Source organism: Enterobacter sp. A103 (assembly GCF_034427535.1).
GTDB lineage: Bacteria > Pseudomonadota > Gammaproteobacteria > Enterobacterales > Enterobacteriaceae > Enterobacter > Enterobacter asburiae_B.
Genome location: NZ_JAXQPQ010000002.1, coordinates 479,380 through 491,853, shown reverse-complemented (window position 1 = coordinate 491,853; position 12,474 = coordinate 479,380). Strand labels below are relative to the sequence as shown.

Sequence of the window (12,474 nt, the reverse complement as noted above, 5' to 3'; positions counted from 1 at the left end):
AAAATAGCTATAAAAATTTTTTACTACCGTCTCGTGGGAAAAACCGGGAATTTGCCGAGCGCCAGTCTGTATGGGCTGGAAGCAGTTATCCACTATTCCTGTGGATAACCATGTGCATTAGAGTTAGAAAACACGCGATAAGCGAGAGAAGACGCGGCTTACGCCCAAATTGGCGCGAAACGCGGCTTTAGAAAATATCGTTTATTATTTAATTGCTTAGATAAAAGCAATTCCCGTCATGAAAGTGTCACCCGTTGCCACAAAACTATCATTACCTGGCTTGACAAATGTTAAAAAAGAAAAAGTTCTGGGGATAACCTGACCTGACTGGTGTTTTATATTGTCACAGTCCAAATTTTGGCCGTTATCCCACTAATCATTCAGGCGCTATGCTAAATATCCTGACATGCTACTGGTTTTTCATCCAGTGTTTTTTACTGGCATTCCTGGCAACAACGAGTAAAATTACTCACCTGCCGCTTATAACGTCATCAGGTTGTCGCCCATGAGTAAACCGTTCAAATTGAATTCTGCTTTCCGTCCATCTGGCGATCAGCCTGAGGCGATCCGTCGTCTGGAAGAGGGGCTGGAAGACGGGCTGGCGCACCAGACGCTGCTGGGGGTAACCGGCTCGGGTAAAACGTTCACCATCGCCAACGTGATTGCGGATCTCCAGCGCCCAACGATGGTGCTGGCGCCCAACAAAACCCTGGCCGCGCAGCTTTACGGCGAGATGAAAGAGTTCTTCCCGGAAAATGCGGTGGAGTATTTCGTCTCCTACTACGACTACTACCAGCCTGAAGCCTACGTACCGAGCTCTGACACCTTCATCGAGAAGGATGCCTCGGTGAACGAACACATCGAGCAGATGCGTCTGTCGGCCACGAAGGCGCTTCTGGAGCGTCGCGATGTGGTCGTCGTCGCGTCGGTGTCCGCGATCTACGGTCTGGGCGATCCGGACCTCTATCTCAAGATGATGCTGCACCTGACGCAGGGGATGATTATCGACCAGCGCGCCATCGTCCGCCGTCTGGCAGAGCTGCAGTACGCCCGTAACGATCAGGCGTTCCAGCGCGGCACCTTCCGCGTACGCGGAGAGGTGATCGACATCTTCCCGGCGGAATCGGACGATATGGCGCTGCGCGTCGAGCTGTTTGACGAAGAGGTTGAACGCCTGTCGCTCTTCGACCCGCTGACCGGACACGTTGAGTCAGTGATCCAGCGCTTCACCATCTACCCGAAAACGCACTACGTAACGCCGCGCGAGCGTATCGTGCAGGCGATGGAAGAGATCAAAGTGGAGCTGGCCGAGCGCCGTAAGGTGCTGCTGGCGAACAATAAGCTGCTGGAAGAGCAGCGCCTGAGCCAGCGCACCCAGTTCGATCTTGAGATGATGAACGAGCTGGGCTATTGCTCCGGCATTGAAAACTACTCGCGCTTCCTCTCCGGGCGCGGGCCGGGCGAGCCGCCGCCGACGCTGTTTGATTACCTGCCGGCAGACGGTTTGCTGGTGATCGACGAATCCCACGTCACGATCCCGCAGATCGGCGGGATGTACCGCGGTGACCGGGCGCGTAAAGAGACGCTGGTAGAGTACGGCTTCCGCCTGCCGTCGGCGCTGGATAACCGTCCGATGAAGTTTGAAGAGTTTGAGGCACTAGCGCCGCAAACCATTTACGTCTCGGCCACGCCGGGCAACTACGAGCTGGAGAAATCCGGTGAAGACGTTGTCGATCAGGTTGTGCGTCCGACCGGGTTGCTGGACCCGATTATCGAGGTGCGTCCGGTGGCCACGCAGGTGGACGATCTGCTCTCAGAGATCCGCGCCCGTTCCGCCATCAACGAGCGCGTGCTGGTCACTACGCTCACCAAGCGTATGGCGGAAGACCTCACCGAGTATCTCGAAGAGCACGGCGAGAAGGTGCGCTATCTGCACTCGGATATCGACACCGTGGAGCGCATGGAGATTATCCGCGACCTGCGTCTGGGCGAGTTTGACGTGCTGGTGGGGATCAACCTGTTGCGAGAAGGTCTGGACATGCCGGAAGTCTCGCTGGTGGCAATTCTGGATGCGGACAAAGAGGGCTTCCTGCGTTCTGAACGCTCCCTGATCCAGACCATCGGCCGTGCGGCGCGTAACGTCAACGGTAAAGCGATTCTGTATGGTGACAAAATCACCCCTTCGATGGCGAAAGCGATTGGCGAAACGGAGCGCCGCCGCGAGAAACAGCAGCGTTACAACGAAGAGCACGGCATTACCCCACAGGGGCTGAACAAGAAGGTCGTGGATATTCTGGCGCTGGGTCAGAACATCGCCAAAACCAAAGCGAAAGGCCGCGGCAAGGCGCGTTCAGTGGTGGAAGAAGATACCGTCGTGCTGACGCCGAAAGCGCTGCAGCAGAAAATCCACGAGCTGGAAGGGCAGATGATGCAGCACGCGCAGAATCTGGAGTTCGAAGAGGCGGCGCAGATCCGCGACCAGCTTCATCAGCTGCGGGATCTTTTCATCGCGGCATCGTGAGTAAAGCGTTGTTTTCTCCCTCTCCCGGTGGGAGAGGGGTCCCCAGTAATTTTTGAACAGAAGCAATAATGTTGTTTCAACGCGATTGAAGGCTATCAGCGATGCTCTGGTCCGGCTGTAAATCGCTTAGGCGTTTCCTGCAGGCCGGGGCGAGGCGCAGGGATGCGCCGAGAGGGCGGGCTTTACAGGGACGTTACCTCCGCCCGTACCCGATCAGCCGAAAGGAATAAGCCGATGACAAAATTGCCGGGAGCAATTTTGGACAGCGCTTGTGCTGGCCCCGAAGGGGTGAGCCCCAGGGATGGGGCGAACAATCCGCGCAGCGGCGATTTACCGCCGGGAGCCGGGGTTGCCAGGGTGGTGGCGACTGAGCCACCCTGGCACGTTCACCGGTCATGTCGTTACAGAGTAGCAAGGAACATAAAGTGAACGGAATGACCACCAGAGTCGTATGTTCCCCCTCACCCCAGCCCTCTCCCTCAAGGGAGAGGGGGGCGTCCGTGCGGGCATTATTATGAGGGCATCAGGCCGCACAAAACGAACCTAGCCCAGCGCCTGAATCGCCTTCTCCAGCGCCTCGCGCAGCAGGTGACGATCGTGGCGATACTTGATATCGCTGGCCTCCAGCGGCTCCTGCACCACCAGACGATTGCCAATCCCTGACACATCCACTTTTGGGCCCACGACTACGCCGTCAATGATTTTCTTGCCGACGTAATGCTCCATTAATTCCAGTTTGTCAGCCAGCGACAGGCTCGCCGCCGCCGGACTCAGCTCACGTCCCAGGTTACCGATGTAAACCATCGGGGCAGGGGTGCGGCGCAGCGCCTGCGCCAGCTCTTTCACCAGCAGAATGGGCATCAGGCTGGTATAAAAACTGCCCGGACCGATCAGGATAAGATCCGCTTCCCCGATGGCCTCCACCGCTTCTCGCGTGGCGGGTACGCTCGGATAGGTCATCAACTCCGCTGGCGGCAGAATGAGCTGGTCAATATTCACCTCGCCGTAAACTTCATGCCCTTCGGCGTCGATTGCCATCAAGTCAACCGGTTGTTCGGACATGGGGATCAGGAATGCGTCCACTTTGAGCAGATTACGGATTAAGTTGATGGCTTCCAGAGGCCTTACGCTCAGGTGATCGAGCGCCTTTAACATCAGATTTCCGAGGTTATGCCCGGAAAGTTCGCCATTACCGCCAAAACGGTACTCAAACATCGCCGACGCGACGCTTGGCTCGGTAATTAACTGGTTCAGGCAGTTGCGCATGTCTCCCCAGGCAATGCCGCCTTCGGCACGACGAATGCGCCCGGTTGAGCCGCCGTTGTCGGTGGTGGTCACTATCCCTGTCAGCCTTGAGCCGAGTGACGACAAAGAGGACATAACCCGGCCTAAGCCGTGTCCTCCGCCAAGAGCGACCACTCGGTCAAGATCCGCAAAAGTGCGATTGCGCATACGTATTCCTTATCACGTTCGATCGCGTAACAGTAACCTAACTACCCCTAAAAGACGATGCCTCACCCGATGCAAAATGACGTATATCAATGTGAAAATGCGGTTTTTAGGTATTCTGTAGCGAAAATGCAGGATCGATTCGCTATATAGATGATTATATAGCGTGAAGCGATAATGGCGTCGTCAGAATTTCCGCGCTACTATCGCCCTAACCACGTTTTCAAAATTGAAAACATACACTCTAGCCCTTGTGCCTGTGTCGAAAGATATGGCGCTCTGGCCGTGGCGAATTTGCCACCAGGGTACAGAAAGAAATGACTGTGCCTCCCGATCTGGAAAGGTGTACATGGCTTCACAACTTACTGATGCTTTCGCGCGTAAGTTTTATTACTTACGTCTGTCGATTACCGATGTGTGCAACTTCCGTTGCACCTACTGCCTGCCCGATGGCTACAAACCGGGCAGCGTCACCAATAACGGCTTTCTCTCCGTGGATGAAGTGCGCCGCGTCACGCGCGCCTTCTCTGAGCTCGGCACCGAAAAAGTGCGTCTGACCGGCGGCGAACCCTCCCTACGCCGCGATTTCCCCGACATCATCGCCGCCGTGCGTGAAAACGAACGTATCCGCCAGATTGCGGTGACCACCAACGGTTACCGCATGGCGCGTGACGTGGCGAACTGGCGCGATGCGGGGCTGACGGCGATCAACGTCAGCGTCGATAGCCTGGATGCCCGTCAGTTCCACGCCATTACCGGCCAGGATAAATTTCAGCAGGTCATGGACGGCATCGACGCGGCATTTGCGGCCGGGTTCGAGAAGGTCAAAGTCAACACAGTGCTGATGCGTGATGTGAACCATCACCAGCTCGATACCTTCCTGGGGTGGATCAAAACCCGCCCCATTCAGCTGCGTTTTATCGAGCTGATGGAAACCGGCGAGGGCAGCGAGCTGTTCCGTCGCCATCACATCTCCGGCATGGTGCTGCGCGACGAGCTGCTGAAACGCGGCTGGATCCATCAAATCCGCCAGCGCAGCGACGGCCCGGCGCAGGTCTTCTGTCACCCGGATTACGAAGGTGAGATTGGGCTTATCATGCCCTATGAGAAAGACTTCTGCGCCAGCTGCAACCGCCTGCGCGTCTCCTCCGTTGGCAAGCTCCATCTTTGCCTGTTCGGCGACGGCGGCGTGGATCTTCGCGATCTGCTGGAAGACGATGCGCAGCAGGACGCGCTTGAAGCACGCATTTCTGACGCGCTGACGCATAAAAAACAGACCCACTTCCTGCATCAGGGCAATACCGGTATTACTCAGAACCTGTCTTACATTGGCGGGTAATCAGGCTTAAGAAGGAACCAGAAGATGAGTCAGGTAAGCGCAGAATTTATCCCGACACGCATTGCTATCCTTACCGTTTCCGACCGCCGTGGCGAAGAGGATGATACCTCTGGCCACTGGCTGCGCGAGGCGGCCCATGACGCCGGGCATCACATCGTCGATAAAGCGATCGTGAAGGAGAACCGCTACGCCATTCGCGCTCAGGTTTCGCAGTGGATTGCCAGCGATGAGGTGCAGGTGGTGCTGATCACCGGCGGCACCGGCTTTACCGCAGGCGATCAGGCCCCTGAAGCGCTGATCCCGCTGTTCGACCGCGAGGTGGAAGGCTTCGGCGAAGTGTTCCGCATGCTCTCCTTTGAAGAGATTGGTACCTCCACGCTCCAGTCGCGTGCCGTTGCCGGGGTGGCTAACAAAACCCTGATTTTCGCGATGCCGGGCTCGACCAAAGCCTGCCGCACCGCGTGGGAAAACATCATCGCCCCGCAGCTGGACGCCCGTACCCGTCCGTGTAATTTCCATCCCCATTTAAAGAAATAAGCTATGTCACAACTGACCCACATTAACGCCGCCGGCGAAGCGCATATGGTGGACGTCTCCGCCAAAGCGGAAACGGTGCGCGAGGCGCGCGCGGAAGCGTTCGTCACCATGCTGCCGGAGACGCTGGCGATGATTATCGACGGCAGCCATCACAAGGGCGACGTCTTTGCCACCGCCCGCATCGCGGGGATTCAGGCCGCCAAACGGACCTGGGATCTCATTCCGCTGTGCCATCCGCTGATGCTGAGCAAGGTGGAAGTGAACCTGCAGGCACAGCCGGAGCATAATCGCGTGCGCATTGAGTCACTTTGCCGCTTAACCGGCAAAACCGGCGTGGAGATGGAGGCGCTGACGGCGGCCTCAGTCGCCGCGCTGACCATCTACGACATGTGCAAAGCGGTGCAGAAAGATATGGTGATTGGCCCGGTTCGCCTGCTGGCAAAAAGCGGCGGCAAATCCGGTGATTTTAAGGTGGACAGCCATGATTAAGGTGCTCTTTTTTGCGCAGGTGCGCGAGCTGGTGAATACCGACAGCCTGACGCTGGATGCGTCCTTCGAAAACGTCGCCGCCCTGCGCGCGCATCTGGCGGCACAAAGCGACCGCTGGGCGCTGGCGCTCGACGAAGGCAAGCTGCTGGCCGCCGTTAACCAAACGCTGGTGGAGTTCACCCATCCGCTGAAGGAGGGCGATGAAGTGGCCTTCTTCCCTCCGGTTACGGGGGGCTAAGATGGCTGAAACCCGAATTCTGGTGAGCCCCGAGCGTTTTAACGTAGGGACAGAATACAGCTGGCTGGCGGAACGCGATGAAGACGGCGCGGTCGTCACTTTCACCGGCAAGGTGCGCAACCACAACCTCGGTGACAGCGTGAAGGCGCTGACGCTGGAGCACTATCCGGGGATGACCGAGAAATCGCTGGCGGAGATTGTCGACGAGGCGAGAGGCCGCTGGCCGCTTGGTCGCGTCACGGTTATTCACCGCATCGGCGAGATGTGGCCTGGCGAGGAGATTGTCTTCGTCGGGGTGACCAGCGCGCACCGCAGCAGCGCGTTTGCGGCAGGGGAGTTCATTATGGATTACCTCAAAACCAAAGCGCCGTTCTGGAAGCGCGAAGCCACGCCGGAAGGTGACCGCTGGGTAGAATCGCGCGACAGCGATAAACAAGCCGCCAGCCGTTGGTAGTCGGTTTACGTGGATGTGTTAATCTTAACGTGTGTGTCTACTTAAACTTAATCAGGAGTGAATCATGGACCGATTTCCGCGTTCCGATTCAATAGTACAGCAGACCCGTAGCGGCCTGCAGACGTATATGGCTCAGGTGTACGGCTGGATGACGGTTGGCCTGCTGCTTACCGCGTTTATCGCGTGGTATGCGGCGAACACGCCTGAGCTGATGATGTTTATCTTCTCCAGCAAAATCACCTTCTTTGGGCTGATTATCGCGCAGCTGGCGCTGGTGTTTGTGCTTTCGGGTCTGGTGCAAAAGCTCAGTGCCGGAATGGCGACTACGCTGTTTATGCTCTATTCGGCGCTAACCGGGCTGACGCTTTCCAGTATCTTCATCGTTTACACCTACTCCTCCATCGCCAGCACCTTCGTGGTCACCGGCGGGATGTTCGGTGCGATGAGCCTGTACGGATACACCACGAAGCGCGATCTGAGCGGTTTTGGCAGCATGCTGTTTATGGGGCTGATTGGGATTGTGCTGGCGTCGCTGGTAAACCTGTGGCTGAAGAGCGACGCGCTGATGTGGGCCGTGACCTACATCGGGGTGGTGATCTTCGTTGGACTGACGGCGTATGACACCCAGAAGCTGAAAAACATCGGCGAGCAGATCGACGTACGCGACAGTTCGAACCTGCGCAAATACGCGATTCTGGGCGCGCTGACGCTGTATCTGGACTTCATCAACCTGTTCCTGATGCTGCTGCGGATTTTCGGCAACCGTCGCTAAGGTTGTTTTGCCGGGTGGCGGTCTGGTGCCCTCACCCTGACTCTCTCCCACGGGAGAGGGAACAAACACTAAAAACGGCAACAAGGTTGCCGTTTTGCTTTTATTTCGCTAACGCCTTCTCGTTCTTCGCTCTCAGCTTTTTCGCCCGACTCTCCAGCAACAGATAACACACCGTTGCCAGCGCCAGCGGCAGGAAGTAATACAGCATGCGGTACGCCAGCAGGGCGGCGATAATCGTTCCCTGAGAGACATGCTCCCCGGCCAGCAACGCGATAAAGACCGCCTCCAGCACGCCGATCCCCGCAGGAATATGCACAATCACGCCCGCAATACTGCTCACCAGCAGCACGCCCAGCACGAAGAAGTAGTTCACGTCCTCGCCAATCAGCAGCCAGATAATCGCCCCCATCGCCATCCAGTTGGCGCTGGAGACCGCCATCTGCAGCACCGCAAACTTCCACGAGGGCAGCACCAGCTTTTGCCCTTTAATGGTCATATGGCGGCGTTTAGCAAACGCGCAGGCCCACAGATAAACGGCGATAATCAGCAGCAGCACAATGCCCAGAATGCGCAGCGTGGCCTCATCGATATACCAGTGCGCGGGCAGCTGCACCACGCCGATGGTGAAGATCACCCCGCCGAGCAGAATATAGCCCAGCCAGTTGGTGGTGATGCTTAACGAGAAAATGCGCGTGATGGTCCCGCCCGGCAGGCCGAGCCGCGAGTAGAGGCGATAGCGCATGCCAATGCCGCCGACCCAGGTGCTCAGCGTCAGGTTAAAGGCGTAGCAGATAAACGACACCAGCATAACCTGACGTTTGGCCAGCTTGTGGCCGCAGTAAGCGCGGCCCAGCAGGTCATAACAGCCGTACATCAGGTAGCTCACGATAACCAGCCCCACAGCGCCCAGCAGCACCATCCGGTTATAGTTGCGGATGACTTTCCACACCTCTTCCCAGTCAACTTTCTGCGCGTAGACCACCAGCAGAACCGCGACCGCAATAAAAAACAGCCAGGTCAGGATCTTTTTTGCCAGCCGCCAGCGCGGATGCGATTTCGACATCAGGGTTTGCCTCCGTCTTCCGCTTCAATACGGTCCTGGGTTTCCATTTCGGGTTGTACCGGCGGGTCCACCTGCGCAAGCTTAGGCGTATGCGCCGGCAGCCAGCCGACCATGGCCGGGAAATGGCGCAGAAAGTGGAACACCACCACGCTGATGCCCAGATTCCACCAGGTGCGTTTGGGGACCATGGATTCGTCCACGCGCACGCTGTCGTTAACGATTAGCGCCTGCAGGTTATCCCGCAGGGTCTGGTTAAACTGGCGATCGTGAATGATCAGGTTAGCCTCGAGATTGAGCGATAAGCTCAGCGGATCGAGATTACTGGAGCCCACGGTTGCCCAGTGATCGTCCATCAGCGCGACCTTGCCGTGCAGCGGTCGGCGGCGATATTCGTAGATCTGCACGCCGCCCTTCACCAGATAGTTATACAGCAGGCGTGCGCCCACTTTGACAATCGGCATATCCGGCTCGCCCTGCACAATCAGCTTCACGCGTACCCCGCGTCGGGCCGCATTGCGCATGGCGTGCAGCAGACGATAGCCGGGGAAAAAGTAGGCGTTAGCAATAATCACTTCGCGCTTCGCGTTGGCGAGCATCTTGAGATAATGACGTTCAATGTCGTCCCGGTGCTCGCCGTTATCCCGCCAGACGAAAAGGGCCTGCGCTTCGCCGGGCTTCCGGTTCTCTTCCGGGCGATGGCGACGTCTCCACCAGCGGCGAACGGCCTCTTTACCCGGCAGGTTCTCCAGCTCAAACAGTAAGATGTCCTGAACCACGGGGCCTTCAATGCGAATAGCGTAGTCCTGCTTCGCCTCCGGGCCGTAGTCGGACATATGCTCAGCGGAGTAGTTAATGCCGCCGACAAACGCCACCGTCTCGTCCACCACCACAATTTTGCGGTGCATCCGGCGGAAAAGATTGGTACGCATGCCGAACAGGCGAGGGCCGGGATCGTAGTAGCGGAACACCACGCCCGCAGCGGTCAACTCATTCACAAACGTATCGCTGAGATCCGGCGAGCCATAGCCATCAAGCAGCACTTCAATTTTGACGCCGCGCCGGGCGGCGCGCAGCAGCACGCCATGCAGCTGCTTGCCGACGTCGTCTTCGAACCAGATAAAGGTTTCGAGGATCACCTTCTGCTGTGCATGGTCAATCGCTTTAAACACGGCCGGATAATACTCGTCCCCGTTGACCAGCAGCGTGATTCGGTTGCCTTCCTGCCAGGAACATTTCATAGGTGGATCTCCGCGCTGAGCGGGGCATGGTCGGAAAGATGTCGCCAGTTAAGGAGCGCCAGGGCGGTCGGGCTGCTGGCGTGGGCATTTTTCACGTAGATGCGGTCAAGCCGAAGCAGCGGGAAACGGACCGGGAAGGTGCGCGCAGGCCTGCCGTTGGCGCGAGTAAAAATCTCCTCCAGCCCGGCATCCACTTTCAACGGATGGTTTGCCCGCTGTCGCCAGTCGTTGAAATCGCCCGCTACCACCACCGGTTCACCTTCGGGAAGCGCGTTGGCCCATTCGGCCAGCATTTTCAGCTGCGCCTGACGATGGGCTTCGCGAAGGCCCAGGTGAACACAGCCGACATGGACAGGTCGCTCGAGGTCTGGCGGCGTAATGCGGCAGTAAAGCAGGCCGCGTTTTTCGCTTTCCCCGACGGAAACGTCGCGGTTTTCGTAATGTTCAATGGGGTAGCGGGACAGCACCGCGTTTCCGTGATGCCCTTCCGGATAGACCGCGTTGCGGCCGTAGGCGTAGTCACTCCACATGGTGTCGGCCAGAAATTCATAGTGCGGCGTGTCGGGCCAGTTCTCAAAGTGGAGCGGATGCACTTCGTGTGCGCCCATCACCTCCTGCAGGCAGACAATATCCGCGCTGACGGTGCGTACCGCGTCGCGCAGCTCCGGTAAAATGAAGCGGCGGTTAAATGCTGTGAAGCCCTTATGAATGTTTATCGTCAGCACCTTAAGCGAGAAATGCTGCATTTTTTGAGTCATAAGCTCCTTCCTGAGTGACTATCCCAATGAAAATAAAGTGTAGTCGTCGTCACAAAAAGATGCGGCGTTACGGAATTTTCCGTAAAGTGCGGTAGTCTGATTAAGCAGAGAAAAATCCTTCAGGAGAGAAGCCATGAAGTGGCAACAACGTGTTCGTGTCGCAACTGGCCTGAGTTGCTGGCAGATAATGTTGCATTTACTGGTCGTGGCCGTACTGGTGATGGGCTGGATGAGCGGCACGCTGGTGCGTGTTGGCCTGGGGCTATGCGTCCTTTATGGCGTCACCGTGCTGTCGATGCTGTTCTTACAGCGCCACCATGAAGCGCGCTGGCGCGAGGTGGGTGATGTGCTCGAAGAGCTCACCACCACATGGTATTTTGGTGCGGCGATGATCGTGCTTTGGCTGCTGTCGCGCGTGCTGCAAAACAACCTGCTGCTGGCCCTGGCGGGTCTGGCAATCCTCGCAGGGCCTGCGGTCGTCTCGCTGCTGACCAAAGAGAAAAAGCTACGCAATGTTGCGTCTAAACATCGCGTACGCCACTGAGCCCGTCGTGGCCGCTATGACCAGTAGCGGCCACAAACTTCCCCAGACAATATCCAGACTCGCATCCTTCAGATAGATTTGCTTGGTGATGTCCGTAAAGTGCCGAATCGGGTTTACCCACGTCAGATCCTGAAGCCACACCGGCATGTTCTCGACGGGTGAAACATACCCCGAGAGCAAAATCGCGGGCATCATAAAGACGAACACCCCGATAAACGCCTGCTGCTGCGTCGAGCAGAGCGCCGAGATCAGCAGTCCAAATCCCACCAGCGACAGCCCGTAAATGACCATCGTGAAGTAAAACAGCGCCAGCGAACCGGCGAACGGGATCTGATAGGCCCAAATTCCCACCCCCAGCACGATGGTGGCCTGGAACGTCGCGACGATCAGCGCCGGGACCGCTTTGCCGACGAAAATTTGCCAGGTGGCGAGCGGGGAGACCAGCAGCTGGTCCAGCGTGCCCTGTTCGCGCTCGCGGGCGACGGAAAGAGAAGTCACGATCATCACCCCGATAGTGGTGATCATGGCGATCAGCGACGGCACCACGAACCACTTGTAGTCCAGGTTCGGGTTGTACCAGTTACGCACCACCAGCTCGCTGTTGTTGGGCTTCGGTTTGCCCTCCATCAGCTCCTGCTGGTAATCCTTCACCACCTGCTGCAGGTAGTTGGCCGCTATCTGGGCGCTGTTGGAGTTACGCCCGTCGAGGATCAGCTGCATCGGCGCGGTCTGGAAGGTATCGATATTGCGGGAAAAATCCGCCGGGAACCGCACCAGCAGCAGCGCTTTTTGCGTGTCGATGGTGGGCTGGATCTCCTGCGGGCTTTTCAGCAGCAGGATGTGGGTAAAGGCCTTCGCGCGGGCAAAACGCTGCGTTAGCTCGACGGAATGCTTGCCGTTGTCTTCGTTGTAAATGGCAATGGTGGCGTTGGTCACCTCAAGGGTGGCGGCAAACGGGAACAGTAAAACCTGGATCAGCACCGGCAATACCAGAATGGCGCGGGTTTGCGGCTCGCGCAGCAGGGATTGCAGCTCTTTGCGTATCAACGTCCATAATCGGTGAAACATGTTC

Annotated in this window: 13 protein-coding genes and 1 riboswitch; of the genes, 8 read left to right on the top strand and 5 right to left on the bottom strand. The window is 57.4% G+C overall.

Annotated elements, in window-relative coordinates; translation table 11 throughout:
- The first annotated feature begins 505 nt into the window (after nucleotides 1-505).
- Nucleotides 506-2,521 carry an excinuclease ABC subunit UvrB gene (gene uvrB / locus SPH27_RS07750; RefSeq protein ID WP_029742168.1) on the top strand — a complete coding sequence of 672 codons (2,016 nt, stop codon included), beginning with the start codon at nucleotides 506-508 and terminating at the stop codon, nucleotides 2,519-2,521.
- Nucleotides 2,522-3,064: 543 nt separating this feature from the next.
- Here uvrB and yvcK read toward each other — a convergent pair.
- On the bottom strand, nucleotides 3,065-3,973 hold the full coding sequence (yvcK, locus tag SPH27_RS07745; RefSeq protein WP_182071406.1) for a uridine diphosphate-N-acetylglucosamine-binding protein YvcK: 909 nt from the start codon (nucleotides 3,971-3,973) through the stop codon (nucleotides 3,065-3,067).
- Between the two features lie 225 nt (nucleotides 3,974-4,198).
- A riboswitch (molybdenum cofactor riboswitch) is annotated at nucleotides 4,199-4,332 on the top strand.
- On the opposite strand from yvcK, the gene moaA reads away from it, so the two are divergent.
- The 6 genes from moaA (at nucleotide 4,320) to SPH27_RS07715 (ending at nucleotide 7,799) form a co-directional block, all read left to right on the top strand.
- Nucleotides 4,320-5,309 carry a GTP 3',8-cyclase MoaA gene (gene moaA, locus SPH27_RS07740; RefSeq protein ID WP_182071407.1) on the top strand — a complete coding sequence of 330 codons (990 nt, stop codon included), beginning with the start codon at nucleotides 4,320-4,322 and terminating at the stop codon, nucleotides 5,307-5,309. (Overlaps the previous riboswitch by 13 nt.)
- A gap of 24 nt (nucleotides 5,310-5,333) precedes the next feature.
- Nucleotides 5,334-5,846, top strand: coding sequence for a molybdenum cofactor biosynthesis protein B (gene moaB / locus SPH27_RS07735; RefSeq protein ID WP_024908761.1), 513 nt, complete (start codon nucleotides 5,334-5,336; stop codon nucleotides 5,844-5,846).
- Between the two features lie 3 nt (nucleotides 5,847-5,849).
- On the top strand, nucleotides 5,850-6,335 hold the full coding sequence (gene moaC / locus SPH27_RS07730; protein ID WP_008501142.1) for a cyclic pyranopterin monophosphate synthase MoaC: 486 nt from the start codon (nucleotides 5,850-5,852) through the stop codon (nucleotides 6,333-6,335).
- Nucleotides 6,328-6,573: a molybdopterin synthase sulfur carrier subunit gene (gene moaD / locus SPH27_RS07725; RefSeq protein ID WP_023334974.1), complete on the top strand. Its 246-nt coding sequence runs from the start codon at nucleotides 6,328-6,330 to the stop codon at nucleotides 6,571-6,573. Before moaC ends, moaD begins: the two co-directional genes overlap by 8 nt.
- Nucleotide 6,574: 1 nt before the next feature.
- Nucleotides 6,575-7,027, top strand: coding sequence for a molybdopterin synthase catalytic subunit MoaE (gene moaE / locus SPH27_RS07720; protein WP_029742165.1), 453 nt, complete (start codon nucleotides 6,575-6,577; stop codon nucleotides 7,025-7,027).
- 64 nt (nucleotides 7,028-7,091) lie between these two features.
- Nucleotides 7,092-7,799: a Bax inhibitor-1 family protein gene (locus SPH27_RS07715; protein WP_033144982.1), complete on the top strand. Its 708-nt coding sequence runs from the start codon at nucleotides 7,092-7,094 to the stop codon at nucleotides 7,797-7,799.
- Between the two features lie 100 nt (nucleotides 7,800-7,899).
- Here the strand turns inward: SPH27_RS07715 and SPH27_RS07710 are convergent, their stop codons facing one another.
- From SPH27_RS07710 to SPH27_RS07700, 3 genes are read right to left on the bottom strand one after another with little or no spacing between them, the layout of a single operon-like run.
- Complete coding sequence (locus tag SPH27_RS07710; RefSeq protein ID WP_182071408.1) at nucleotides 7,900-8,862, bottom strand: lysylphosphatidylglycerol synthase transmembrane domain-containing protein; 963 nt, start codon at nucleotides 8,860-8,862, stop codon at nucleotides 7,900-7,902.
- The gene (gene clsB / locus SPH27_RS07705; RefSeq protein ID WP_182071409.1) at nucleotides 8,862-10,100 is read right to left on the bottom strand and encodes a cardiolipin synthase ClsB; all 1,239 of its coding nucleotides are present in this window, start codon (nucleotides 10,098-10,100) and stop codon (nucleotides 8,862-8,864) included. Before clsB ends, SPH27_RS07710 begins: the two co-directional genes overlap by 1 nt.
- Nucleotides 10,097-10,858 carry an endonuclease/exonuclease/phosphatase family protein gene (locus SPH27_RS07700; RefSeq protein ID WP_023334979.1) on the bottom strand — a complete coding sequence of 254 codons (762 nt, stop codon included), beginning with the start codon at nucleotides 10,856-10,858 and terminating at the stop codon, nucleotides 10,097-10,099. The genes clsB and SPH27_RS07700 overlap by 4 nt, the downstream gene beginning before the upstream one ends.
- Nucleotides 10,859-10,991: 133 nt before the next feature.
- Between SPH27_RS07700 and SPH27_RS07695 the strand changes: the two genes are divergently transcribed.
- Nucleotides 10,992-11,402: a YbhQ family protein gene (locus SPH27_RS07695; RefSeq protein ID WP_014883088.1), complete on the top strand. Its 411-nt coding sequence runs from the start codon at nucleotides 10,992-10,994 to the stop codon at nucleotides 11,400-11,402.
- Here SPH27_RS07695 and SPH27_RS07690 read toward each other — a convergent pair.
- Complete coding sequence (locus SPH27_RS07690) at nucleotides 11,364-12,470, bottom strand: ABC transporter permease (RefSeq protein WP_048979619.1); 1,107 nt, start codon at nucleotides 12,468-12,470, stop codon at nucleotides 11,364-11,366. The genes SPH27_RS07695 and SPH27_RS07690 overlap by 39 nt on opposite strands.
- Nucleotides 12,471-12,474 lie beyond the last annotated feature (4 nt).

Coding starts and splice junctions, on each gene's coding strand:
- SPH27_RS07690 (WP_048979619.1), bottom strand. CDS start 12,470: ATGTTTCACCGATTATGGACGTTGATACGCAAAGAGCTGCAATCCCTG.
- SPH27_RS07700 (WP_023334979.1), bottom strand. CDS start 10,858: ATGACTCAAAAAATGCAGCATTTCTCGCTTAAGGTGCTGACGATAAAC.
- moaA (WP_182071407.1), top strand. CDS start 4,320: ATGGCTTCACAACTTACTGATGCTTTCGCGCGTAAGTTTTATTACTTA.
- moaD (WP_023334974.1), top strand. CDS start 6,328: ATGATTAAGGTGCTCTTTTTTGCGCAGGTGCGCGAGCTGGTGAATACC.
- moaE (WP_029742165.1), top strand. CDS start 6,575: ATGGCTGAAACCCGAATTCTGGTGAGCCCCGAGCGTTTTAACGTAGGG.
- SPH27_RS07695 (WP_014883088.1), top strand. CDS start 10,992: ATGAAGTGGCAACAACGTGTTCGTGTCGCAACTGGCCTGAGTTGCTGG.
- SPH27_RS07715 (WP_033144982.1), top strand. CDS start 7,092: ATGGACCGATTTCCGCGTTCCGATTCAATAGTACAGCAGACCCGTAGC.
- yvcK (WP_182071406.1), bottom strand. CDS start 3,973: ATGCGCAATCGCACTTTTGCGGATCTTGACCGAGTGGTCGCTCTTGGC.
- moaB (WP_024908761.1), top strand. CDS start 5,334: ATGAGTCAGGTAAGCGCAGAATTTATCCCGACACGCATTGCTATCCTT.
- clsB (WP_182071409.1), bottom strand. CDS start 10,100: ATGAAATGTTCCTGGCAGGAAGGCAACCGAATCACGCTGCTGGTCAAC.
- SPH27_RS07710 (WP_182071408.1), bottom strand. CDS start 8,862: ATGTCGAAATCGCATCCGCGCTGGCGGCTGGCAAAAAAGATCCTGACC.
- moaC (WP_008501142.1), top strand. CDS start 5,850: ATGTCACAACTGACCCACATTAACGCCGCCGGCGAAGCGCATATGGTG.
- uvrB (WP_029742168.1), top strand. CDS start 506: ATGAGTAAACCGTTCAAATTGAATTCTGCTTTCCGTCCATCTGGCGAT.